The sequence below is a fragment of the Actinokineospora sp. HUAS TT18 genome, assembly GCF_051364635.1.
GTDB lineage: Bacteria > Actinomycetota > Actinomycetes > Mycobacteriales > Pseudonocardiaceae > Actinokineospora.
The window spans coordinates 5,037,177-5,060,713 of sequence record NZ_CP195645.1; the positions used below are offsets into that span (position 1 = coordinate 5,037,177).

Here is a 23,537-nt window from a genome sequence, read left to right on the forward strand (position 1 = left end):
GGCGGGCGTCGGATTTCCCGTACTCTCGGCGGCGACCGGCATGCGGAGACCAGGGTGACCACGAGGCGAACCGAGTACCTGACGGGTGGGGAAGCGGCGGCGGGCGCGATGTCCGACGGCGGTTCCCTGGTGCCCGGCGGCGTCGTCGGCGACGGCCGCTACCGGCTGACCGCGCAGTTCGGCGTCGATCAGCGCATCAACGCCCACCTGTGGCGCGCCCAGGACGGCCAGCTCCGCCGCGACGTCGCGCTGACCCTGCTCGTCGGCGACCCGGGCGACGCCCAGGCGTGCGCCGCGGCCCGCCGCACCCTCGAACGCGCCGCGCACGCCGCCGCGCTCACCCACCCCGGCAAGACCAGGGTGCTCGACGTGCTCGGCCAGGGCAGCGGCATCGGCGCGGGCGAGGGCCTGATCGGCATCATCGTCGCCGACTGGACCCCGGGCACCGACCTCGTCGACCTGATCGCCGAGCACCCGCTGCCGCCCGCCGTGGCCGCCCGGCTGCTCGAGCCGCTCGCCGCGGCCACCGAACTGGCCCACCACACCGGCCTGGTCCTGGGCGTCGACCATCCGCAGCGAATCCGGGTCACCCCGGACGGCGCGCTGCGGCTCGCCTTCCCCGGCCCGTCGGCGGAGGCGTCGCTGCAGGACGACGTGCGCGGCCTCGGCGCGATCCTGTACCTGCTGCTCACCGGCCGCTGGCCGCTGCGCGGCGGCCCCGCAGGCGTGCCGACGGCCCCGGTCAACCCCGACGGCAGCGTGGTCGCCCCGCGCGCGCTGTTCCCGTACATCCCGCACGAGCTGTCCGCAGCCGCCCTGCGCTGCCTGTCCGGCGACGCCATCGGCGGCATCCAGACCAGCGCGGGCCTGATCCGGGTCCTCGACCGCGTGAAGGCGCTGGAGGAGGAGACCCAGCAGCTCCAGGCGATCACCGACGACGAACCCGACTACGAGGACGACGGCACCGTCTGGACCACCCGCAGGCCGAGCAACGACCGCGCGAAGCGGCGCAAGCTCGCCATAGGCGTCACCGCCCTGGCCGTGGCCACCGTCGGCGTGCTCGCCTGGGTCGGCATGCAGCTGATCAGCTTCTTCGGCGACACCGCCCCCAGCGCGGGCGGCCCGACCGTGGTCGCCACCGCGCCCGCGGGCGACAACGGCGGCGCGCCGCCCCCGCAGGCGGGCGACCCGATCCAGTCGGCCGGGGTGCGCGTGTTCAACCTGCCCGGCAAGGGCACCCCGGACAACGCCAAGCGCGCCAACCGGGCGGTCGACGGCGATCCGAAGACCGCGTGGAAGACCGACGTCTACAAGGAGCAGTTCCCCGCGCTGAAGCCGGGCGTGGGGATCATGGCCTCCTTCGCCGAGCCGGTCACCTTCGCCGAGGTCGTCATCGACTCCCCGAGCGACGGCACCGTCATCGAGATCCGCACCGCGCCCACCGACCGGCCGGGCAGCCTCGACGAGACCAAGGTCATCGGCAAGTCCGAACCACTCAAGGCCGGGCAGACCAAGATCCAGCTCGCCAAGGCCGAACCCACCCAGCACCTGCTGATCTGGATCACCACTTTGGGTGAGGGCAACGTTTCGGAACTGACCGACGTCAGCTTCGTCCGCGCACGCTGAAGCTGCCCCGCCTCCCCGAATTTCTTGGTCTTGGTCCCGTTTCGTGATTTTGTCCGGTCGTGCGGGCACCGTGGTTCAGCGACGTCACGGTCCCCTTGGCCGCGGTTTCGCGCGGCGTCAAACCGCAGGTCGGATTGGCTGCGAGCGCATCAGCGGTGACCGTTAGGCTGTCGAGCGTGACCGCAGCCGCCAGTTCGGACGCTGACCTCATCGCGGCCCATGCCGCTGGGGATCCGCGCGCCTTCTCCGAGCTAGTCCACCGGCACCGGGACAGACTCTGGGCCGTCGCGCTGCGCACGCTGCGCGATCCGGAGGAAGCCGCCGACGCGCTGCAGGAGGCGTTCATCTCCGCCTTCCGCGCCGCCGGTTCCTTCCGCGCCGAGTCGCAGGTGACCACCTGGCTGCACCGCATCGTGGTCAACGCCTGCCTGGACCGCGTCCGCAGGCGCCAGGCCCGGCCCACCGTCCCGCTGCCCGAGGCCGGACCAGGCGAACCCGTCACTCCGCGCGACGCCATGGCCGACCGCGAGACGTCGCTGGTGGTGCGCCGCGCGCTGGAAGAACTGTCGGAGGAACAGCGCGTGCCGATCGTGCTCGTCGACGTCGAGGGCTACTCCGTGGCCGAGACGGCCCAGCTCCTGGGCATCGCCGAGGGCACGGTCAAGAGCCGGTGTGCGCGGGGTCGCGCGAAGCTCGCGAAAGTTCTCGGGCATCTGCGGAACCCCGATGCAGATGCGAACGTCCCAGGTGACGCTCATGAACGGCGCGACGTGCCGTCGACGCGGCGCCACTTGGAGGGACGATGACGGACGAGCTTCGGGGCACCGGGGTCCCGGGGACCCCGTGGTCGGTCGACCTGCTCGCCGACCTGCACGCGGGCGTCCTCGAGCCCGCCCAGAGCGCGCGCCTGTGGTCCCAGGTCAACGCCGACCCGGGTGCCCGCGCGGTCATCGACGCACTCGACGCGGTCAGCGCCGACCTCGGCGGACTCGGTGACGCTCCGGCGCCACCCATGCCCGCACACTTCGCCGCCCGGCTCGACGCGGCACTCGACGCCGAGGCCCGCCGCTCGTTCGGCGGCCCCGCTCAGCAGTCCGTGGCGCCCGTGGTCGACCTGGCCGAGGCGCGGCGCAAGCGTTCGCGCCGGATGGCGTGGGGCGGTGGTCTGCTGACCGCCGCGGCCGCCGCCGTCGCGATCACCTTCGCGGTGCTCCCCGGTGGCCAGCCGACCACCGGCGGCGTCGCGGCGCCCGCCACCACGACGGCCCCGGCTCCGGGCGCCTCGGACGGGGCACAGGTCAAGCCGCTCGCGGTCACCAGCTCCGACATCGGCGGCGCGGTCGGCAAGATCGGCGACTCCAAGGAGTACGGGCCGCTCAAGAACCAGGCCGGGCTGGACAAGTGCATCGAGTCCGCCGGGCTGGACGCCAAGTCGCAGACCATCGGCGTGCACCCGGTGAACCTCGACGGCACCGAAGGCGTGATGGCCCTGCTCACGACCGGCGACATCACCAAGCTGCGGGTCTTGGTCGTCAAGCCCGACTGCTCGGTGCTGTTCAACAACACGATCGGCCGCTGACCGGCTACTCGCCGACTGCGGTTCATCTCGTGTGGCCCATCACTGACGGCGCCGGAACATCCGCACCCTACGATCGCGTTGACACCAATGCGACCGGACGGGCAAGCGTCCGGCGAAGGTCATGGAGGGCAGATGCCTGCGGACGAGCAGCTCCGGAACCTGATCATCATCGGATCGGGCCCCGCCGGGTACACCGCGGCGGTCTACGCCGCGCGCGCCCAGCTCGACCCGCTGGTCTTCGAGGGCTCGCAGTTCGGTGGCGCGCTGATGACGACCACCGAGGTGGAGAACTTCCCGGGATTCCGCGACGGCATCATGGGCCCGGACCTGATGGAGCAGATGCGGGCCCAGGCCGAGCGCTTCGGCGCCGAGCTGCGGCCGGAGGACGTCGAGTCCGTCGACCTGACCGGCCCGGTCAAGTACGTCGAGGCCAACGGCACGCGCTACGCGGCCAAGGCCGTCGTGCTGGCGATGGGTGCCGCCGCCCGCTACCTCAACGTGCCCGGCGAGCAGGAGCTGCTCGGCCGCGGTGTGTCGGCGTGTGCCACGTGTGACGGGTTCTTCTTCCGCGACCAGGACATCGCCGTGCTCGGCGGCGGCGACTCGGCGATGGAGGAGGCCACCTTCCTGACCCGGTTCGCCAAGTCGGTGACGATCATCCACCGGCGCGAGGAGTTCCGGGCGTCGAAGATCATGCTGGAGCGGGCCAAGGCCAACGAGAAGATCCGCTGGCAGCTCAACACCGAGGTCACCGAGGTGCTGGGCGAGACGAGCGTGACCGGGCTGAAGATCCGCGACACCGTCACCGGCGAGGCATCCGAGCTGCCGGTCACCGGCTTCTTCGTCGCCATCGGCCACGACCCGCGCAGCGCGCTGGTCAAGGGCCAGGTCGACGTCGACAGCGAGGGATATGTGCTGGTCAAGGGCCAGAGCACCTTCACCAACCTCGACGGCGTGTTCGCCGCGGGCGACCTGGTCGACCACGAGTACCGTCAGGCGATCACCGCCGCGGGCTCGGGCTGCGCCGCCGCGATCGACGCCGAGCGCTGGCTCGCCGAGCACGGCGAAGCGCACGCCGAGAGCGCCGCCCAGTTCGTGGGCGGCGGGTACGCCGCCACCGCCAACTGACCTACAACCGAATCACCGCAGGGAGAGACCATGGCCGGTAACACCGTCATCGTGACCGACAAGTCGTTCGCCGACGACGTGCTGATGAGCGACAAGCCCGTGCTCGTCGACTTCTGGGCGACCTGGTGCGGCCCGTGCAAGATGGTCGCCCCGGTACTCGAGGAGATCGCGCGCGACCACCCGGAGAAGATCACCGTCGCCAAGCTCGACATCGACGCGAACCCGGGCATCGCCCGCGACTACCAGATCATGTCGGTGCCGACGATGGTCGTGTTCCAGAACGGCAAACCGGTGAAGACGATCGTGGGCGCCAAGCCCAAGGCGATCATCCTCAAGGACCTGGAGGACATCCTCGGCTGAGTGCCCGCCGAGAAGTAGGTGTGGTCAAGGCAACCCGAACCCGGGGTCCGAGCGTCTCGTTAAGGACGCAGGCCCCCGGGTTCGGCGTTTCACGTGAAACCCACCCCGCCCCTTCCGCGAAGTGGCCAGGCCGACAAGGCACAATGATGAGCTGTCAGGAACCGCTCCGGCTGCATCGGAGCCCAATCGGAGAGCGAGGGTGCATGCGGGTACTCCGCCGCGGTGATGGGGGACCTGCCGTAGCCGAGGTTCGGGCCACGCTCACCGCGTTGGGCCTGCTCCCTCCGGTCATCGGCACGACGGATGCTGGGCTGTTCGACCAGCCCATGGAGCACGCCGTCCGTTCCTTCCAGCAGCAGCGGGGGCTGATCACCGACGGCCTCGTCGGCCCCGCCACCTACCGCGCGCTGCGCGACGCCACCCACCAGCTCGGCGGCCGCCCGCTGGCGTTCATGGTGTCGGCCCCCATCTCCGGCGACGACGTGCTGACGCTGCAGGAACGCCTGCTGGAGCTCGGCTACGACGCGGGCAGGCCCAACGGCCTGTTCGGCGCCCAGACCGAGGCCGCGCTGCGCAACTTCCAGCGCGACTACGGCCTCACCGTCGACGGCATCTGCGGCCCCGAGACCGTCCGCGCCCTGCGCCAGCTGTCCCCGCGCGCCCGCGGCGGCCGCCCGGTGCTGCTGCGCGAGCAGGAGCGGGTACGCAAGGCCGGTCCGCGCCTGCGCGGCAAGCGCATCGTCATCGACCCGGGCCACGGCGGCGCCGACACCGGCCTGTCCGTCGGCGGGGTCAACGAGTCGGACCTGATGTGGGATCTGGCCACCCGGCTGGAGGGCCGCATGGTGGCCACCGGCATGGAGTCGCTGCTGTCCCGTGGCCCCGACCAGTGCCCCACCGACGAGGAGCGCGCCACCTTCGCCAACGAGGCGGGCGCCGACCTCGTCCTGTCGCTGCACACCGACTCCAACGCGTCCCCGCACGCCCAGGGCGTGGCGAGCTTCCACTTCGGCACCGGCAACGGCTCCACGTCCACGCTGGGCGAGGCGATGGCCGGGCTGATCCAGCGTGAGCTGGCGATGCGCACGGGCCTGAAGGACTGCGGCTCGCACCCGAAGACGTGGGACATCCTGCGCCTCACCCGCTGCCCGGCGGTGCGCATCGAGATCGGCTACCTGACCAACGCCGACGACCGCGCCCGCCTGTCCGACCCGGGTTTCCGCGACGTCGTCGCCGAGGGCATCCTCGTGGCGGTCAAGCGGCTCTACCTGCTCGGCGAGAACGACCAGCCCACCGGCAGCTTCACCTTCGCCGACGTGCTGGCCCACGAACTCGCCAAGGCCGAATAACTAACGCTGCAGCACCGGGCTCGCGGTGCTGACCGACACCGTGCCGAGGAGCCGCTCCAGGGCGGCTTCGACGTCTTCCTTCCACGTGATGGCCGAACGCAGCTCAAGGCGCAGCCGAGGCCACCGCGGGTGGGGTCGGACGGTCTTGAAGCCGACCGCGGTCAGGAACTCGACCGGCACGACGCAGGACCGTTCCTCATCGGGCCGGGCGTCGCCGAACGCCTCGATGGCCTTGACGCCGCGCCGGGTCAGGTCCTTGGCGACCGCCTGCACCAGCATCCGGCCGAGGCCGCCCTCGCGGAACTCCGGCACGACGTGGAACCCGGTGAGCACGACGGCGTCCGCGCTGACCGGCGACGTCGGGAAGGCCGACGCCCTGGGCACGGCGTTCGGCGGGGCGTAGAGGACGAAGCCGACGGGCAGCTTGTCGCTGTAGACAACCCGGCCGCACGAGCCCCAGTCGAGCAGGACGTTGGAGACCCAGGCCTCTTTCTCCAGTTCGGTGGTCCCGAACTCCTCGGCCTGTTCCTTGAGGTGTGGCGCTAGTTCCCAGTACACGCAGCCGCGACAGTGCTTCGGCAGATGCTCCAGGTTGTCCAACGTGACGCCCACGACGCGTCGCGACACCCAACCTCCCGCACCCATGCCCATGCCTCGCGGACCTACCGTCCGCAGGTGGACGGGGTGATACCGAACCCAGAATAGGACGAGTATCCCTACGCGGGAACCGTTGCGGCGATAATCGGGGGCTAAGTCACCTGTCCGGTTACACTCGATGTGATCTACCTGCAACGGAGCGACGATGACGCCTGGACAGCCACCTGAAAGACCAGGTGCGCGCAGCCTCGACCCACACCTGCAGCGCTACGCCGCGCGAGCGACCGGGATGACGGCATCCGAGGTGCGCGCACTGTTCGCGGTAGCCAGCAGGCCCGAGGTGGTGTCGCTGGCCGGTGGCATGCCCAATCTGGCCGCCCTGCCGCTGGACTTCATCTCCGACCAGGTCGCCTCGATCATCACCGATGACGGACTCACCGCGCTGCAGTACGGCTCGGCGCACGGGGTGCCGCAGCTGCGTGAGCAGATCTGCGAGGTGATGGCCTTGGAGGGCGTCACCGGCCACCCCGACGACCTCGTCGTCACCGTCGGCTCCCAGATGGCGCTCGACCTGGTCACCCGCATCTTCTGCGACCCGGGCGACATCGTGCTGGCCGAGGGCCCGTCCTACGTCGGCGCCCTGGGCACCTTCGCCTCCTACCAGGCCGACGTGCGCCACGTCGCGATGGACGAGCACGGCCTGATCCCGGCCGCGCTGCGCGCCGCGCTCGAAGGTGCGGCCAAGGCGGGCAGGCGGGTCAAGTTCCTCTACACGATCCCGAACTTCCAGAACCCCGCGGGCGTGACGATGGCGGTCGCCCGCCGCGCCGAGGTGCTCGACATCTGCGCCCGCCACGACGTGCTGGTCATCGAGGACAACCCGTACGGCCTGCTGGGCTTCGACGGACAGATCTACCCGGCGCTGCGGTCGATGGACCACGACAACGTCATCTACCTCGGCTCGTTCTCCAAGACCTTCGCCTCCGGCCTTCGTGTCGGCTGGGCGCTGGCGCCGCACGCGGTGCGCGAGAAGCTGGTCCTGGCCGCGGAGTCGGCCGCGCTGTGCGCCCCGACGCTCAACCAGCTGATCGTGTCCCGCTACCTCGCCACGCACGACTGGAAGGGCCAGATCAAGTCCTTCCAGTCGATGTACCGCGAGCGCCGCGACGCGCTGCTGGCCGGGCTGGAGCAGCACATGCCCGCGGGCTGCACGTGGACCAAGCCCGATGGCGGCTTCTTCGTCTGGCTGACGGTTCCCGAGGGCGTCGACACCAAGGCGATGCAGCCCCGCGCGGTCACCGCCCGGGTCGCGTACGTGCCCGGCACCGGCTTCTACGCCGACGGGTTCGGCAGCAGGCAGATGCGCCTGTCGTTCTGCTACCCGCCGCCGGAGCGGATCACCGAGGGCGTGCGCAGGCTCGCCGGCGTGCTGACCGACGAGATCGACCTGCTCAACACCTTCGGCCCGTCGACGAGCCGTTCCCTGTCCGGGCCGCAGACCCCAGCGCCCGACACCGCGTGATCATCGATCTTGTAGTCAGGAGCCTTTCGTGTCCGATCGCTGGGTAGCCGTCCTCGCCGGTGGCCTGTCACACGAGCGCGACGTCTCGATCCGGTCCGGCCGACGGGTGTCGGCCGCGCTGCGCTCGGTCGGGGTCGCGGTCGAGGAGTGGGACGCCGACGCCAGCCTGCTGCGCCGGCTTCGGGAGAACCGGCCCGACGCCGTGGTCGTCGCGCTGCACGGCGGCGAGGGGGAGAACGGGTCCATCCAGACGATCCTCGACCTGCTGGCGATCCCGTACGTCGGCACCGACCCGGACGCCTGCAGGCGCGCGTGGGACAAGCCGACCGCGAAGGCCGAGCTGGCCCGGTCGGGGGTGCTGACGCCGGACTGGGTCGTGCTGCCGCACAGCACGTTCCGCGAGTTGGGTGCCGCGCCGGTGCTGGAGTCGATGGTGCAGCGGCTCGGGCTGCCGCTGATGCTCAAGCCGGACAAGGGTGGCTCGGCGCTCGGCGCCCAGGTCGTGCGCGACGCGGCCGACCTGCCGACGGCGATGGTCGGGTGCCTGGCCTACAGCGACGCGGTGCTCGCCGAGAAGTTCGTCGACGGGGTCGAGGTCGCGGTGACGGTCATCGACGGCGCGGACGGGCCGGAGGCGCTGCCCGCGGTCGAGATCGTTCCGGAGAGCGGGGTCTACGACTACACCGCCCGCTACACCGCCGGGCTGACCGACTTCCACACTCCCGCCCGGCTCGACCCGAAGGCGACCGCCGCGGTGGCCGAGCTGGCGGTCACCGCGCACAAGCTGCTCGGGCTGCGCGACATCTCGCGCACCGACGCGGTGGTCGACGCCGACGGTCAGGTGCACTTCCTCGAAGTGAACCTGTCGCCGGGGCTGACCGAGACCTCGCTCGTCCCGATGGCCATCGAAGCGGCGGGCCGGTCGCTCGGCGCGATCTACGCCGAGCTTGTCGACCGGGCCATTTCGCGCTGACGCTGAGTCTCACGAGGGCCACCCACACCGTTGCTGTGGGTGGCCCTTTCTTTACTTTGTGCCATCGTCACCGTGACGTAAGGCCCCTGGGTGATCCCTTGCGGGATTCTCATGTCTGATTTATCCCATTTTCGGCCATCATGCCGACGATCCGCTCAAGGTCGTCAACGGAGCCGAATTCGACGACGATCCGCCCTTTTCGCTTGCCCAGCTCGACCCGGACCCGGGTGTCGAACTTGTCGGACAGGCGCTCGGCGACGTCCTGCAGCCCCGGCGCGTGCATCGGCTTGCGCGGCGCGGGCTTCGCCTTGGCCGGGGGAGCGCCCTTCATGAGCGTCACCGCTTCTTCCGTCGCCCGTACCGACAGGCCCTCGGCGACGATGCGGGTGGCGAGCTCCTCCTGGGCGCCCGGGTCCTCCAAGCCGAGCAGCGCACGCGCGTGGCCCGCCGAGAGGACACCGGCCGCGACCCGCCGCTGCACCGGAAGGGGCAGCTTCAGCAGGCGGATGGTGTTGGTGATGACCGGCCTGCTGCGCCCGATGCGGCTCGCCAGGTCCTCGTGCGTCACGTCGAACTCGTCGAGCAGCTGCTGGTAGGCCGCCGCCTCTTCGAGCGGGTTCAGCTGGACCCGATGGATGTTCTCCAACAGCGCGTCGCGCAGCATCGCGTCGTCGGCGGTCTGGCGAACGATCGCGGGAATGCGGTCGAGGCCCGCGCGCTGGGAGGCGCGCAGGCGGCGCTCGCCCATGACGAGCTCGTAGCTGTCCTCGGTCAGCTCCCGGACCACGATCGGCTGCATGAGCCCGAACTCGCGGATCGAGTGCTCCAGTTCGGCGAGCGCCTCCTCGTCGAACACCTGCCGCGGCTGCTTCGGGTTCGCCACGATCGACGCGATCGGGACCTCCCGGTAGACCGCGCCCGCGACCGTGCCGGTGTGCACCGGCTTGGCGTCGTGCGACGGCCGGTTGTCCTCCACGCGGATCGTCGACAGCGGCTTGTAGGTGTCGACCGCGGCGGCCGGACCGGTGGCCGGACCCTGGGGGATGAGCGCGGCCAGGCCGCGGCCGAGCCCGCCCTTGCGGCCAGCGGGGCCGGTCATGAGTTGGCTCCGGCCGCGCCGCGGAAGGCGATCTCGCGGCCCGCGTCGAGGTAGCTCATCGCACCCCGGGAACCCGGGTCGTAGGCGAGGACGGTCTGGCCGTAGCCGGGCGCCTCAGACACCTTCACGCTGCGCGGGATGACGGTCTTGAGCACCGTGTCGCCGAAGTGGTGGCGGACCTCGGCGGTGACCTGGTCGGCGAGCTTGGTCCGGCCGTCGTACATCGTCAGCAGGATCGTGGAGACCGACAGCGAGCGGTTGAGGTGCGCCTGCACCAGCTCGATATTGCGCAGCAGCTGGCTGAGCCCCTCCAGCGCGTAGTACTCGCACTGGATCGGGATGAGCACCTCCTGCGCGGCGACCATCGCGTTGACCGTCAGCAGGCCGAGCGAGGGCGGGCAGTCGATGAAGACGTAGTCGGGGTTGATCGCGTTGAGCGCCTCGTCGGACAGCGCCTCCTTGAGTCGCCCCTCCCGGCCGCTCATCGAGACCAGCTCGATCTCCGCGCCCGCGAGGTCGATCGTGGCGGGCACGCAGAACAGCAGGTCCGACTGGTCGCTCGTCTGCGCGGCGTCGGCCAGGGTGACCTCGCCGAGCAGCACCTCGTAGACCGAGGGGGTGCCGGAGCGGTGGTCGACGCCGAGCGCGGTGCTGGCGTTGCCCTGCGGGTCGAGGTCGATGACGAGGACGCGCAGCCCGTGCAGCGCGAGCGCGGCGGCCAGGTTCACGGTGCTCGTGGTCTTGCCGACGCCGCCCTTCTGGTTGGCGACGGTCAGCACGCGGCGGTGGGTGGGACGGGGGAACGGCGCTTCCGGGTGCTTCATCCTGGTCGCCCGAGCCGCCTCTTCGGCGATCGGCGTCCAGCCTGCGACGGACGCGGGGGACGGCTGGTTCATCGGTTTCCTCCAGTTCGGGGTCGACCCGAAAGCCGATGTTTCACGTGGAACATCCTCGCTCCGTTCTCATGCACGCTGTGCACCCTGATCCTTCCTTGCCCGCCCGCGCGGCCTGCCCGCGCCGCCGACCCGGTCGACCACGACCACCGTCGTCGGCACGTCGAGCACGTCGGCACCGCAAAGCTCGACTCGCGGCTCGCCACCGCCAAGCCGGGCGACCGCCGTTCGGTCGCGCTCGATCTCCTCGGCGGCACTGGCCCCCTTGAGCGCGACCACCCGTCCGCCGACACGCAGCAGCGGCAGACACCACCCACACAGCTTGGCGAGCGGGGCGACGGCCCGTGCGGTCACCACGTCGGCACCCGCGACATCGTCTTTGATGGTCGGCTCCTCGGCCCTGCCGCGCAGGACCGTCACCGACGTCAATCCGAGAGTCTTCACGACCTCGTCCAGCCACGCCACCCGTCGAGCCATAGGTTCGACCAAAACGACCTGGAGATCCGGCCGAGCGATGGCCAGTGGCACGCCGGGCAGCCCGGCACCCGACCCGATGTCGACCAGGCGGGCGTTCGGCTCGATCTGTTCGGCCACGACCGCGGAGTTGAGGATGTGCCGCTCCCAGAGGCGGTCCACCTCGCGCGGCCCGATGAGTCCGCGCTCGACCCCATGCTCAGCGAGCAGCTCGGTGAACTGCTCTGCGAGGGGGAGTCGGTCTCCGAACACAGCGGCCGCCGCCGTGGTTCGGTCGGCGTTGGTCATGCTGGTCCCATCCCGATGTTTCACGTGAAACGTGGCTTGGTTGATTGTCGCTGATGCACTCGACCCGTCGGACAGGCGCACCGGTGTTTCACGTGAAACATCACATCGGCGCGGTGAGCGGATCGATGTTTCACGTGAAACACAAGAGGCGCGGCCCGTCATCGACGGACCGCGCCTCTTGTCGTACAGGTACTACTGGGGGAAGACGACCACCCGGCGACGGGGGTCCTCGCCCTCACTCTCACTGTGCACGCCCTTCACCGCGGCCACGGCGTCGTGCACGACCTTGCGCTCGAACGGCGTCATCGGCTGGAGCCGCACGCGCTCGCCACTCGACAGCACCTTCTGCGCCGTCGCGCGGCCGAGGTCGCGCAGCTCCTCGCGACGGTCGGACCGCCAGCCCGCGATGTCGAGCATCAGCCTGCTGCGGGTGCCGGTCTCCTGCTGCACCGCGAGCCGGGTCAGCTCCTGCAGCGCCTCCAGCACAGTGCCGCGCGGACCCACCAGCTTCTCCAGGTCCTCGCCGCCATCGATGCTCACCACCGCGCGGCTGGCCTCGACGTCGAGGTCGATGTCACCGTCGTAGTCGAGGATGTCCAGCAGGCGCTCCAGGTAGTCGCCCGCGATGTCGCCCTCCTGGACCAACAGCTCCTCGGTCGACCCGCGGCCGTTCTCGCTCGCACCCTCCGCCGCCTCGTCGCCGCCCACGACCTCAGCGGTGGTCTTCTCGGACTCCTGCACCGTCTCCGGCACGGTTTCTCCTCTCCAGGTCCAGCCACGCCTCAGCGGTTCTTGCGACCTGACTTCTTACGGGATCGGTCTGAGATCAGACCGGGAATCTCGGTGCCTGCCTCGCCGTTCGGCGTGGGCGCGGTGGTGCCCTTCGCGTCGGCGGCGGGCTCGGCGGTGGCGGCGTTGTCGGCACCCTCGACGGGCGCGACCGGCTTGGCCGGGGTCGGGCCCTTCCGCTGGACCGGCTTCTGCACGGGCTTCTGTCCCGGCTTGGGCGCGGTCGCGTTGCGCTTCTCGACGACGGCGGCCTTCTTCTCGGCCTCTTCCGCGTCGATCTTGCGGTACACGAAGTGCTGCTGCGCGAGCGTCCAGCCGTTGTTGCTCAGCCAGTAGAGGAGCAGACCGATCGGGAAGAAGAAGCCACCGATCAGCACGCCCAGCGGGAACATGTACAGCGTCAGCTTGTTCATGATCGCGGTCTGCGGCGTGGCCTGCTCCGGGTTCTGCCGGGCGACCGAGTGGCGCGCGGTCAGGTGGGTCAGGATGCTCGCGGCGATCATCAGCGGCACGGCGACGGCGATGATGGCGCCGCGGGAGACGTCGAACTGGCCGAGCTCGACGGCGGGCTGGGTGATCCAGTTGCCGAGCCGGGCGCCGAACAGGTCGGCGTCGATGTAGGACGCGACACCCTGCTCGTCGAAGAAGTAGTTCTCGGTCTTGCCGGGCTTGAACTCACGCAGCACGTGGAACAGGCCGAGGAACACCGGGATCTGCAGCAGCATGGGCAGGCAGCCGCCGAGCGGGTTGACGCCGTGCTGCTGCTGCAGCTTGGCCATCTCCTGCTGGAGCTTCTGCTTGTCGTTCTTGTACTTCGCCTGGAGCTTCTTGATCTCCGGGGCGAACTCCTGCATCTTGCGCATCGACCGGACCTGCTTGACGGTCGGCTTGTAGAGGATGCCGCGCAGGGTGAAGACCAGGAAGACGATGCCCAGCGCCCACGACACCGCACTGGCGTCGCCGAACACGTGGCCGAAGACCCAGTGCCAACACCAGAGGATGAAGGACACCGGGTAGTAGATGAAATCGAGCACTGACTACTCCTCGGCAGCGATCGGGTCGGCCGGGGTGGAGGTCCCGGACTGGTTCTTGGGGTTTCTGGGCGGGACCGGGTCGTAGCCACCGGGGTGCCACGGCCCGCAGCGCAACAGCCTGCGCAGCGCGAGCCAGCTCCCGCGTCCGGCGCCGTGCGTGGTCAGCGCGGTCACGGCGTACTCGCTGCAGCTGGGGTAGAACCGGCACGCGGGCGGCAGCACCGGCGAGATCCACCGCCGGTAGATCCGCACGGGCACGAGCAGCACCCTGGCGACCGGGCCGGCGGCAGCGGAAGCCTCGCGGTCACGGACCGCGGTCGACTCGTTCACGCCTCACCACCGTTGTCATCGACAGCCAGGTGCAGTCTGCGCAACGCCGCGTCGAGGTCCTGGCCGAGTTCGGCGCTCGTGGCATCCGCCGCGGCGGGGAGCGCCCGAACGACCAACGCGGTGCCGGGTCGCAGAGTTCCGAGCCGGGCCGCGGCCAGGTGCCGGAGGCGGCGGGCCACCCGATGGCGGACCACCGCGTTGCCCACAGCCTTACTCACGACGAAACCGACCCTCGGCGACACGGTGCTCCACGTCGCGCGAGGGTCGGCTTCGGTAGTCGCTTGCTTCCGCTCGGTCACGGCGTGCACCACCAGTCGGGGACGTCCGGCACGGCGTCCCTTGCGGGTCACCCTCTGGAAGTCCGCGCTGCTGGTCAGCCGAGCGGCCGCAGGAAGCACGGCGGCCTGGAATCAGGCCGACAGCTCTTTGCGGCCCTGGCGGCGACGGGCTGCCAGGATCGCGCGGCCCGCGCGGGTCCGCATGCGCAGACGGAAGCCGTGGGTCTTGGCCCGACGACGGTTGTTCGGCTGGAAGGTGCGCTTGCTCACGGCTCGTTCTCCCGATACTGGCTGGCCAGGTGGTTCTGGCGAGGTAGTGCTGTCTCTGCCGCCCCCTGCCGGGCGCGGCCAGGACAAGATCGCGCGACAACCAGTGACGGGCACGCAGAACTCGCCCGCCGCAAGCGGGAGACCTTATGAGGGTACGCACCCGGCGCGCGGGCACCAAACCCGGGTCCCTATCGCCTGCCCGCCGCGACCGCTCGGCGACACGCCGAGCACCCCCACATCCTTGCCCAGTCTTGCGTCTTGTGGCATCCGGCGAGCCTTGTTAGCGTGCGATCCCTTGGCTGGCGGTCAAGGGATGGGAGCCCTGCCGAGCCGTCGTCGCCGGACCACTGAGTACCGTTGACCCCTCAGGCGGGGTTTCCTCTGCGGTTCGCCGTACCTTCGTGCACAGTTGTGGACAACCCTGTGGATGCAGGTTTGACGGCACCCGGGCCGAGGACCAGCCTGAACACCGCAGACATGCCGACGAGGGGAGGGGAGCGGCGCCGATGACGGACGACCAGCTGAATCTGGCTGTGGTCTGGGAGCAGGTGGTCCGGGAGCTCTCCGCGGGGACACTGTCCCCCTCGCAGCGCGCGTGGATGCGGATGACCCGGCCGATCGGCCTGCTCGACGGCACCGCACTGCTGTCGGCCCCCAGCGACTTCGCGAAGGAAGCGATCGAGCGCGCCCTGCGCGAGCCGATCACCGACGCGCTCTCCCGCAGGCTCGGCCGCGTGGTCTCCCTCGCGGTCAAGGTCGACGTCGCGCTCGCCCCGCCCAAGCCCGCGCCGCCGGTGCAGGTCAAGGTCGACGACGCGATGCTCGGTGAGGAGCAGCCCGCCGCCATCGCGGTCGAGGCGCCCCCGCTGGCCGAGGTCGACGACGACGGCGAGGAAGTGGACGAGGAGGGCGACGCGCTCGCCACGGTCCACGAGATCTGGCCGACCTTCACCGGCCAGCAGCCCGCCAGCGGCCAGCCGTTCACCGCTCCCGCCCAGCCGCAGACGTCGAAGACGCGGCTGAACGAGAAGTACACCTTCGACACCTTCGTCATCGGCGCGTCCAACCGGTTCGCCCACGCGGCGTCGGTCGCGGTCGCCGAGGCACCGGCCCGCGCGTACAACCCGCTGTTCATCTGGGGCGAGTCGGGACTGGGCAAGACCCACCTGCTGCACGCGGTCGGCCACTACGCCCAGCGCCTGTTCCCCGGGATGCGCGTGCGGTACGTGTCGACCGAGGAGTTCACCAACGACTTCATCAACTCGCTGCGCGACGATAGGAAGGTGGCGTTCCAACGCCGCTACCGCGACATCGACGTGCTGCTGGTCGACGACATCCAGTTCCTGGAAGGCAAGGAAGGAACTCAGGAAGAGTTCTTCCACACCTTCAACACGCTCCACAACGCGAACAAGCAGATCGTGGTCTCCTCCGACCGGCCGCCCAAGCGGCTGGAGACACTGGAGGACCGGCTGCGCACCCGGTTCGAGTGGGGCCTGATCACCGACATCCAGCCGCCCGAGCTGGAGACGCGCATCGCCATCCTGCGCAAGAAGGCCGCGCAGGACAGGCTCGCCGCGCCCGCCGAGGTGCTGGAGTTCATCGCGGCCAGGGTCGAGGCGAACATCCGCGAACTCGAGGGCGCCCTGATCCGGGTGACGGCGTTCGCCTCGCTCAACCGCCAGCCGGTCGACGTCGGCCTCGCCGAGATCGTCCTGCGCGACCTGATCCCCGACTCGCAGGCCCCGGAGATCAGCGCCGCCACGATCATGGCCGTCACCGCCGAGTACTTCGGCGTCACGATGGACGACCTGTGCGGCCCCGGCAAGACGAAAGCGCTTGCGCAGGCCAGGCAGATCTCCATGTATCTGTGCCGCGAGCTGACGGACCTGTCGCTGCCCAAGATCGGCCAGACCTTCGGCGGCCGCGACCACACCACGGTCATGCACGCGGACAAGAAGATCCGCAAAGAGATGGCTGAGCGCCGCCGGGTCTACGACCAGGTGCAGGAACTGACCTCCCGCATCAAGCAGCGCGCCCGCGGCTAGACCGGCCGCCACACTCCTTCTCCCCAACCCCACCGCCCGGAGCGTCGAACGCTGACGCCCGGGCGGTTCTGCCGCGCCCGATCGCCGAGTCGCACCTTTTATTGCGACGGTGGACGGCCGCCCACACCGCCAGAAAAGTTCGTACGTGCCCGGGTCGGCCGGTGGGATCGGACCCCCGCGTGCGGCGCGGCCCACCCGGATGGACCCGCCGGATCGCCCTTTTGCATCTTTTCTGGGCCCGTGGAGGGTCCGTCCACACCCACAGAAAGCTTCGAACCCCGGGATTTGGCGTGTCCTGCGTCACCGGTACGGGGGATTCGCCTGTGTATAACCCTGTGGGTGGCGGGAGCCGCGCCTGGGGGCTACTCGACCCACATCTGGGGATGCCGCTGTGGACAACTCGGCCCGTCTGTGGACCAAACGGAGGAGCCCCGAAACCATCCACCGACGGCCCGAGTTGTCCACCGACGAGACCCACCGGTCTTCCACAGGTACGCACGACCGGTGACCTGCGCGAACGAGGCTTGTCCACACAATCCACAGCCCCTATTACTACTGCTGTTCTTGTTCTCTCTAAGAAGAAGAAAAGAGCAGAAACAGGGGATCGCCGAATCTGGGGACAGCTCGCCTCGACGCCGTCCCGGCGCACGGTGCCCCAGATGACGGGCACGCCGATCACGCTCTACGGTTGGGTCCTACAGCGTGGACAGCTCGACGGACCCGCCTCGCACGTTCAGCGAGGGGGACCGGTCGTGCCTGGAAAGGACTCCCATGAAGATCCGCGTCGAGCGCGACGGCCTTGCCGACGCCGTCGCCTGGGTCGCGCGCAGCCTCCCGTCCCGGCCTCCCGTTCCCGTCCTTGGCGGGGTTCTGCTCGATGCCGGTTCTGCGGACGGCGCCGAAGGACTCACCGTTTCCGGTTTCGACTACGAGGTGTCGGCCACGGTCGGCATCCCGGCGACGGTGGCCGACGGCGGTCGCACCCTGGTGTCGGGTCGGCTGCTCGCCGACATCACCAAATCGCTTCCCGCCCAGCCGGTCGAGATCTCCGTCGACGGCTCCCGGGTCGCGATCACGTGTGGCAACGCGAAGTTCAGCCTGCCGACCATGCCGGTCGAGGACTATCCGCAGCTGCCCGCGATGCCGCAGCACGCCGGTGAGCTCGCCGGTGAGGTCTTCGGCCAGGCGGTCAGCCAGGTCGCGGTGGCCGCCGGTAAGGACGACACCCTGCCGATGCTGACCGGTGTCCGGGTGGAGATCGCGGGCGACAAGCTCACGCTCGTGGCCACCGACCGGTTCCGGCTGGCGATGCGCGAGTTCGAGTGGAAGCCCTCCGGCGACGTCGACGACGCCGCGGTGCTCGTGCCCGCCCGCACCCTGGCCGAGGCGGCCAAGGCGCTGGGCAGCTCCGGGCGCACGGTCGAACTCGCGCTCTCCCCGGGCGACGGCCTGCTCGGCCTGTCCGGCTCGGGCCGCCGCGCGACCACCCGGCTGCTCGACGCGGAGTTCCCGCGCTACCGCCAGCTGCTCCCCTCCGAGCAGACCTCGGCCGCGGTGATCGCCGTCGCGCCGCTGGTCGAGGCGATCAAGCGCGTGTCGCTCGTCGCCGAGCGCGGCACCCAGGTCCGGCTCGAGTTCGCCGACGGCAGCCTGCGGCTGACCGCCGGTGGCGACGACGAGGGCAGCGCCGAGGAAGAGCTGCCGGTCGAGTTCACCGGCGAGCCGGTGACGATCGCGTTCAACCCCGGCTACCTCCAGGACGGTCTCGCCGCGCTGCACGCCGACCGCGCCGAGCTGTCGTTCACCACGCCCAACCGCCCCGCGCTGATCAAGCCGGTCGGCGAGGACGGCGAGGTCACCCCCGGCTACCTCTACCTGCTGATGCCGGTCCGCCTTCCCGGCTGATCCGAACGAGAGGACATCGATCGTGCAGCTCGGACTGGTCGGCCTGGGCAAGATGGGCTTCAACATGCGCGAGCGGCTGCGCGCCGCCGGGCACGACGTGGTCGGCTACGACCGCAACCCCGAGGTCAGCGACACCGAGTCGCTCGCCGACCTCGCCGCCAAGCTCGACGCCCCGCGCGTGGTGTGGGTCATGGTCCCGTCCGGGGAGCCGACCAGGCAGACCGTCGCCGAACTCGGTGAGCTGCTGGGCGAGGGCGACCTGGTGATCGACGGCGGCAACTCCCGCTTCACCGACGACAAGATCAACGCCGAGCTGCTCGCGGCCAAGGGCATCGGCTACGCCGACTGCGGTGTGTCCGGCGGCGTCTGGGGTCGGGAGAACGGATACGGCCTGATGGTCGGCGGGTCGGCCGCCGACGTCGAGCGGGCCATGCCGATCTTCGACGCGCTGCGTCCCGAGGGTCCGCGCGAGGAAGGCTTCGCCCACGCGGGCGACGTCGGCGCTGGCCACTTCGCGAAGATGGTGCACAACGGCATCGAGTACGGCCTGATGCAGGCGTACGCCGAGGGCTACGAACTGCTGGTCGCGGCCGAGGCCGTCAACGACGTGCCCGCGGTCCTGAAGGCGTGGACCCGCGGCACGGTCGTGCGGTCCTGGCTGCTGGACCTGCTGGTCAAGGCACTCGACGAGGACCCGGGCCTGGCCGAGCTGACCGGCTACGTCGAGGACTCCGGCGAGGGCCGGTGGACCGTCGAGGAGGCGATCAACCACGCGGTGCCCGCGCCGGTGATCACCGCGGCGCTGTTCGCGCGGTTCGCCTCGCGGCAGGACGACTCGCCCGCGATGAAGGCGGTCGCGGCGCTGCGCAACCAGTTCGGTGGACACGCTGTGCACAAGGCCGGACCGACGTCCGGGGCAGGCGAAGTGAAGTAGTGCACGTCCGGCACCTGCAGGTCGCCGACTTCCGCTCGTGGAAGCTCGCCGATCTGGAACTGGAGCCGGGCCCGGCGGTACTGGTCGGCGCGAACGGCCAGGGCAAGACCAACTTGGTCGAGGCGATCGGGTACGTGGCGACACTGTCGTCGCACCGGGTCGCCTCGGACGCGCCGCTGGTGCGGCACGGGTGTCAGCGCGCGATCATCCGCACGGCCGTGGTCAACGACGGCCGCGAGCTGACCGTCGAGTTGGAGATCACGCCGGGCAAGGCGAACCGGGCGCGGGTCAACCGCGGACCGGTACCCCGCACGCGCGATGTCCTCGGGATCCTGCGCACAGTGTTGTTCGCGCCGGAGGACCTCGCGCTCGTCCGGGGCGACCCCGGCGAGCGCCGCCGGTTCCTCGACGACCTCTTAGTACTGCGCGCGCCGCGGTACGCCGGGGTGCGCGCCGACTATGACAAGGTGCTGCGCCAGCGCAACGCCCTGCTCAAGAGCGCGGCGACCAACCGCCGCTCGCGCCGCGCCGACCCGGACGCGCTGTCGACGCTGGTCGTGTGGGACGGGCACCTCGCCACGCACGGCGCGCAGCTGCTGGCCGCGCGCCTCGACCTGGTCGCCGACCTCGGTCCGCTGGTCGGCGCCGCGTACGCCGGGGTGGCGCCGGAGTCGCGGCCCGCGCTGATCGGGTATCGGCCCAGCGTGCCGGGCCTGCCCGACGGGTATGGCAAGGCCGATGGCGAGCGCGCGGACGTCGAGGTCGTCGCCGAGGCGCTGCTCGCCGAGCTCGCGGTGCGTCGGGACCAGGAGCTCGACCGCGGCGTCAGCCTGGTCGGGCCGCACCGCGACGAGCTGGAACTGGTGCTCGGCGAGGCGCCGGCCAAGGGGTACGCGAGCCACGGCGAGTCGTGGTCGTTCGCGCTCTCGCTGCGGCTCGCGTCCTATGAGCTGCTGCGAGCGGAGGGCAGCGAGCCGGTGCTCGTGCTCGACGACGTGTTCGCCGAGCTCGACCGGCGGCGCAGGCAGCGACTCGCCGAAGTGGCCGTCGGGGCCGAACAAGTGCTGGTTACGGCCGCGGTGGAGGAGGATGTGCCCAGCGAGTTGGCGGGTGCGCGGTACGCGGTGGCCGACGGGGAGGTGCGACGTGTCTGACGATCTTTTCGGCGGCACCATTCGGCCTAACGATCTTTCACGATCGGTGACTGCCCGGGATGTGACTGGTCGCACATCTGGGGACAAACCTGTGGATAGTGTGGATAACACTGTGACTCAGCGTCCGTCCGGACCAACGAAGCGGCCGGCTACTGGGGATGAATACACACTTCAGAGTGGTCGTGAGACGAATTCATCCACAGGTGCCACGCAGAGTGACGCCCCACAGTTGCGTGGACCGGATCTTGCCAGAGCCGCCCTGGAGGCCGCACGGCAGTCCGCCGACGCGAAGCGCGCCCAGCGAAAACGCCGTGTTCCACGTGGAACATCGACCGGTTCGCGGTCCCGGCGGCGCTGGTCCGGGCCGGGTGCCGACGAGCGCGACCCGCAGCCGCTGGGCAGGCTCGCCTCGCGGATCGCGATGGACCGCGGGTGGAACGAGCAGCTCGCGGGCGGCCAGGTGTTCGGCAAGTGGGCAGCGCTGGTCGGCGCCGAGGTGGCCAAGCACGCCAAGCCGGTCGCGCTGAAGGACGGCGAGCTGACCGTCGCCGCCGAGTCCACCGCCTGGGCCACCCAACTGCGGCTGCTTCAGCGACAATTGTTAGGCCAGATAGCCGCAGGTGTCGGCAAGGGCGTGGTCAAACGACTCAAGGTCCAAGGCCCGACGGCGCCGAGCTGGCGGCACGGTCACTTCCACGTCCCCGGCCGCGGTCCACGGGACACCTACGGTTGATTTTCGCGGGTCGAGATCGCCTGTCTGGCGTCGGGACTCGTGGTCGTTCACATCCGACGCTCTGCGAACCAGCCAGGGGTGTCCTTGACCCGGTTCTGGGCGACCGCACCGGTAGTATGTACGAGGGTGCGGGTGACGAGGGGCCGCGCACCGTCCGGGAGTCGATTTCTTAATGCACGAGGAGACACCGAACACGTGGCAGCGAACAAGCAGGAAAACTCGTACGGTGCCGGATCGATCGGTGTTCTCAAGGGGCTCGAAGCGGTCCGCCTGCGTCCCGGCATGTACATCGGCTCGACCGGTGAGCGCGGCCTGCACCACCTGATCTGGGAAGTCGTCGACAACTCGGTCGACGAGGCGATGGCGGGCCACGCGACCAAGGTCGAGGTCACCCTGCTCGCCGACGGCGGCGTGCGCGTCGTCGACGACGGCCGCGGCATCCCCGTCGAGGAGCACCCCGAGGAGAAGCGGTCGGCGCTGGAAGTCGTCATGACCGTGCTGCACGCGGGCGGCAAGTTCGACAGCGACAGCTACGCGGTCTCCGGCGGCCTGCACGGCGTCGGCATCTCGGTGGTCAACGCGCTGTCGACGGCACTCGAGGCCGAGATCAAGCGCGACGGCCACACCTGGAACCAGCGCTACGAGGACTCCAAGCCCGTCACCCCGGTCCAGCAGGGCGCGGCCACGCGCGAGACCGGCACGACGATCACCTTCTGGGCCGACCCGACGATCTTCGAGACCGTCGAGTACAACGCCGAGACCGTCGCCCGCCGCCTGCAGGAGATGGCGTTCCTCAACAAGGGCCTGACGATCGTCCTGCGCGACGAGCGCGTCTCCGACGAGGAGACCGAGGAGGACGCCAGCGGCCTGGCGGCCAGGGTCAAAGAACGCACCTATCACTACCCGGGCGGCCTTGAGGACTTCGTCAAGCACATCAACCACGCGCGCGAGCCGATCCACAAGAGCGTCATCGCCTTCGAGGCCAAGGGCAAGGGCATCGAGGTCGAGGTCGCGATGCAGTGGAACACCGGCTACAGCGAGTCGGTCTACACCTTCGCCAACACGATCAACACTCCCGAGGGCGGCACCCACGAGGAGGGCTTCCGCGCCGCGCTGACCCGGGTGGTCAACGTCTACGCGCGCGACAAGAAGCTGCTCAAGGAGAAGGACGCCAACCTCAGCGGCGAGGACGTGCGCGAGGGCCTGGCCGCGATCGTGTCGATCAAGCTGGCCGAGCCGCAGTTCGAGGGCCAGACCAAGCAGAAGCTCGGCAACACCGAGGCCAAGACCTTCGTGCAGCAGACCTGCAACGAGTGGCTGGCCGACTGGTTCGAGCGCAACCCGGCCGACGCGAAGACCATCGTCACCAAGTCGGTGTCCTCGGCGCAGGCCCGCATGGCCGCGCGCAAGGCCCGCGAGTTGGTCCGCCGCAAGGGCGCGCTCGACATCGGCGGTCTGCCCGGCAAGCTCAAGGACTGCCGCTCGACCAACCCCGAGGAGTGCGAGCTCTACATCGTCGAGGGCGACTCCGCGGGCGGCTCGGCCAAGGAAGGCCGCGAGTCCCGCTTCCAGGCCATCCTGCCGATTCGTGGCAAGATCATCAACGTGGAGAAGGCCCGGATCGACCGGGTGCTGAAGAACACCGAGGTGCAGAGCCTGATCACCGCGCTGGGCACCGGCATCCAGGAGGACTTCGACGTCTCCAAGCTGCGCTACCACAAGGTCGTGCTGATGGCCGACGCCGATGTCGACGGCAAGCACATCACCACGCTGCTGCTGACGCTGCTGTTCCGCTTCATGCGCGGCCTGATCGAGCACGGCCACGTGTACCTGTCGCAGCCGCCGCTCTACAAGATCAAGTGGCAGCGCACCGACCCGGAGTACGCCTACTCCGACCGCGAGCGCGACGGCCTGCTCGAAGCGGGTCTCGCCGCGGGCAAGAAAATCAACAAGGAAGACGGCATCCAGCGCTACAAGGGTCTCGGCGAGATGAACGCCGACGAACTGTGGGAGACCACAATGGACCCGGCGCACCGTCTGCTCCTCCAGGTCACTTTGGACGACGCGGCCACCGCCGACGAGTTGTTCAGCGTCCTGATGGGTGAAGACGTCGAAGCCCGACGCTCCTTCATCACCCGAAACGCCAAGGACGTGCGCTTCCTCGATGTGTAACCAGT

General features: G+C 70.0%; 23 protein-coding genes. 14 read left to right on the forward strand and 9 right to left on the reverse strand.

Annotation, left to right across the window (positions count from 1 at the left end; translation table 11 throughout):
* Positions 1-108 precede the first annotated feature (108 nt).
* From ACSHT8_RS23110 to ACSHT8_RS23135, 6 genes are all read left to right on the forward strand, one after another.
* Entirely contained in the window at positions 109-1,626 is a 1,518-nt protein-coding gene (locus tag ACSHT8_RS23110; protein ID WP_436502150.1) for a protein kinase family protein, read from the forward strand.
* A gap of 176 nt (positions 1,627-1,802) precedes the next feature.
* Positions 1,803-2,432: an RNA polymerase sigma factor SigM gene (gene sigM / locus ACSHT8_RS23115; RefSeq protein ID WP_436492995.1), complete on the forward strand. Its 630-nt coding sequence runs from the start codon at positions 1,803-1,805 to the stop codon at positions 2,430-2,432.
* Positions 2,429-3,205 carry a hypothetical protein gene (locus ACSHT8_RS23120; RefSeq protein ID WP_436492996.1) on the forward strand — a complete coding sequence of 259 codons (777 nt, stop codon included), beginning with the start codon at positions 2,429-2,431 and terminating at the stop codon, positions 3,203-3,205. Before sigM ends, ACSHT8_RS23120 begins: the two co-directional genes overlap by 4 nt.
* 132 nt (positions 3,206-3,337) lie before the next feature.
* Positions 3,338-4,333: a thioredoxin-disulfide reductase gene (trxB, locus tag ACSHT8_RS23125; protein WP_436492997.1), complete on the forward strand. Its 996-nt coding sequence runs from the start codon at positions 3,338-3,340 to the stop codon at positions 4,331-4,333.
* A gap of 30 nt (positions 4,334-4,363) precedes the next feature.
* On the forward strand, positions 4,364-4,693 hold the full coding sequence (trxA, locus tag ACSHT8_RS23130) for a thioredoxin (RefSeq protein WP_436492998.1): 330 nt from the start codon (positions 4,364-4,366) through the stop codon (positions 4,691-4,693).
* 203 nt (positions 4,694-4,896) lie between these two features.
* Positions 4,897-6,042: an N-acetylmuramoyl-L-alanine amidase gene (locus ACSHT8_RS23135; protein ID WP_436492999.1), complete on the forward strand. Its 1,146-nt coding sequence runs from the start codon at positions 4,897-4,899 to the stop codon at positions 6,040-6,042.
* On the opposite strand, the gene ACSHT8_RS23140 is transcribed toward ACSHT8_RS23135, so the two are convergent.
* Entirely contained in the window at positions 6,043-6,669 is a 627-nt protein-coding gene (locus ACSHT8_RS23140; RefSeq protein WP_436493000.1) for an N-acetyltransferase family protein, read from the reverse strand.
* A 175-nt stretch (positions 6,670-6,844) separates the two neighbouring features.
* Between ACSHT8_RS23140 and ACSHT8_RS23145 the strand changes: the two genes are divergently transcribed.
* Both ACSHT8_RS23145 and ACSHT8_RS23150 read left to right on the forward strand, forming a co-directional pair.
* Positions 6,845-8,161: a PLP-dependent aminotransferase family protein gene (locus ACSHT8_RS23145; RefSeq protein WP_436493001.1), complete on the forward strand. Its 1,317-nt coding sequence runs from the start codon at positions 6,845-6,847 to the stop codon at positions 8,159-8,161.
* A 28-nt stretch (positions 8,162-8,189) separates the two neighbouring features.
* Positions 8,190-9,134, forward strand: a complete 945-nt coding sequence (locus tag ACSHT8_RS23150) for a D-alanine--D-alanine ligase family protein (RefSeq protein ID WP_436493002.1) — start codon at positions 8,190-8,192, stop codon at positions 9,132-9,134.
* A 109-nt stretch (positions 9,135-9,243) separates the two neighbouring features.
* Here ACSHT8_RS23150 and ACSHT8_RS23155 read toward each other — a convergent pair whose 3' ends face one another.
* From ACSHT8_RS23155 to rpmH, 8 genes are all read right to left on the reverse strand, one after another.
* The gene (locus ACSHT8_RS23155; protein ID WP_436493003.1) at positions 9,244-10,233 is read right to left on the reverse strand and encodes a ParB/RepB/Spo0J family partition protein; all 990 of its coding nucleotides are present in this window, start codon (positions 10,231-10,233) and stop codon (positions 9,244-9,246) included.
* The gene (locus ACSHT8_RS23160) at positions 10,230-11,129 is read right to left on the reverse strand and encodes a ParA family protein (protein ID WP_436493004.1); all 900 of its coding nucleotides are present in this window, start codon (positions 11,127-11,129) and stop codon (positions 10,230-10,232) included. The genes ACSHT8_RS23155 and ACSHT8_RS23160 overlap by 4 nt, the downstream gene beginning before the upstream one ends.
* 66 nt (positions 11,130-11,195) lie before the next feature.
* The gene (gene rsmG, locus ACSHT8_RS23165; protein WP_436493005.1) at positions 11,196-11,888 is read right to left on the reverse strand and encodes a 16S rRNA (guanine(527)-N(7))-methyltransferase RsmG; all 693 of its coding nucleotides are present in this window, start codon (positions 11,886-11,888) and stop codon (positions 11,196-11,198) included.
* A gap of 192 nt (positions 11,889-12,080) precedes the next feature.
* Positions 12,081-12,596: a protein jag gene (locus ACSHT8_RS23170; protein WP_436502151.1), complete on the reverse strand. Its 516-nt coding sequence runs from the start codon at positions 12,594-12,596 to the stop codon at positions 12,081-12,083.
* A 74-nt stretch (positions 12,597-12,670) separates the two neighbouring features.
* Entirely contained in the window at positions 12,671-13,711 is a 1,041-nt protein-coding gene (gene yidC / locus ACSHT8_RS23175; RefSeq protein ID WP_436493006.1) for a membrane protein insertase YidC, read from the reverse strand.
* A 3-nt stretch (positions 13,712-13,714) separates the two neighbouring features.
* Positions 13,715-14,041: a membrane protein insertion efficiency factor YidD gene (yidD, locus tag ACSHT8_RS23180; protein ID WP_436493007.1), complete on the reverse strand. Its 327-nt coding sequence runs from the start codon at positions 14,039-14,041 to the stop codon at positions 13,715-13,717.
* Positions 14,038-14,439 (reverse strand): ribonuclease P protein component, encoded by a 402-nt coding sequence (gene rnpA, locus ACSHT8_RS23185; protein WP_436493008.1) that lies wholly within the window; start codon positions 14,437-14,439, stop codon positions 14,038-14,040. Before rnpA ends, yidD begins: the two co-directional genes overlap by 4 nt.
* Before the next feature lie 12 nt (positions 14,440-14,451).
* Complete coding sequence (gene rpmH / locus ACSHT8_RS23190) at positions 14,452-14,589, reverse strand: 50S ribosomal protein L34 (RefSeq protein ID WP_054053292.1); 138 nt, start codon at positions 14,587-14,589, stop codon at positions 14,452-14,454.
* 506 nt (positions 14,590-15,095) lie between these two features.
* On the opposite strand from rpmH, the gene dnaA reads away from it, so the two are divergent.
* From dnaA to gyrB, 6 genes are all read left to right on the forward strand, one after another.
* Positions 15,096-16,634, forward strand: coding sequence for a chromosomal replication initiator protein DnaA (gene dnaA / locus ACSHT8_RS23195; protein ID WP_436493009.1), 1,539 nt, complete (start codon positions 15,096-15,098; stop codon positions 16,632-16,634).
* A gap of 771 nt (positions 16,635-17,405) precedes the next feature.
* Positions 17,406-18,539 carry a DNA polymerase III subunit beta gene (gene dnaN, locus ACSHT8_RS23200; RefSeq protein ID WP_436493010.1) on the forward strand — a complete coding sequence of 378 codons (1,134 nt, stop codon included), beginning with the start codon at positions 17,406-17,408 and terminating at the stop codon, positions 18,537-18,539.
* Positions 18,540-18,558: 19 nt separating this feature from the next.
* On the forward strand, positions 18,559-19,473 hold the full coding sequence (gene gnd / locus ACSHT8_RS23205) for a phosphogluconate dehydrogenase (NAD(+)-dependent, decarboxylating) (RefSeq protein WP_436502152.1): 915 nt from the start codon (positions 18,559-18,561) through the stop codon (positions 19,471-19,473).
* Complete coding sequence (gene recF, locus ACSHT8_RS23210; RefSeq protein WP_436493011.1) at positions 19,473-20,627, forward strand: DNA replication/repair protein RecF; 1,155 nt, start codon at positions 19,473-19,475, stop codon at positions 20,625-20,627. The genes gnd and recF overlap by 1 nt, the downstream gene beginning before the upstream one ends.
* Before the next feature lie 229 nt (positions 20,628-20,856).
* Positions 20,857-21,360 (forward strand): DciA family protein, encoded by a 504-nt coding sequence (locus ACSHT8_RS23215; RefSeq protein ID WP_436493012.1) that lies wholly within the window; start codon positions 20,857-20,859, stop codon positions 21,358-21,360.
* Between the two features lie 195 nt (positions 21,361-21,555).
* Entirely contained in the window at positions 21,556-23,532 is a 1,977-nt protein-coding gene (gene gyrB, locus ACSHT8_RS23220) for a DNA topoisomerase (ATP-hydrolyzing) subunit B (RefSeq protein ID WP_436493013.1), read from the forward strand.
* Positions 23,533-23,537 lie beyond the last annotated feature (5 nt).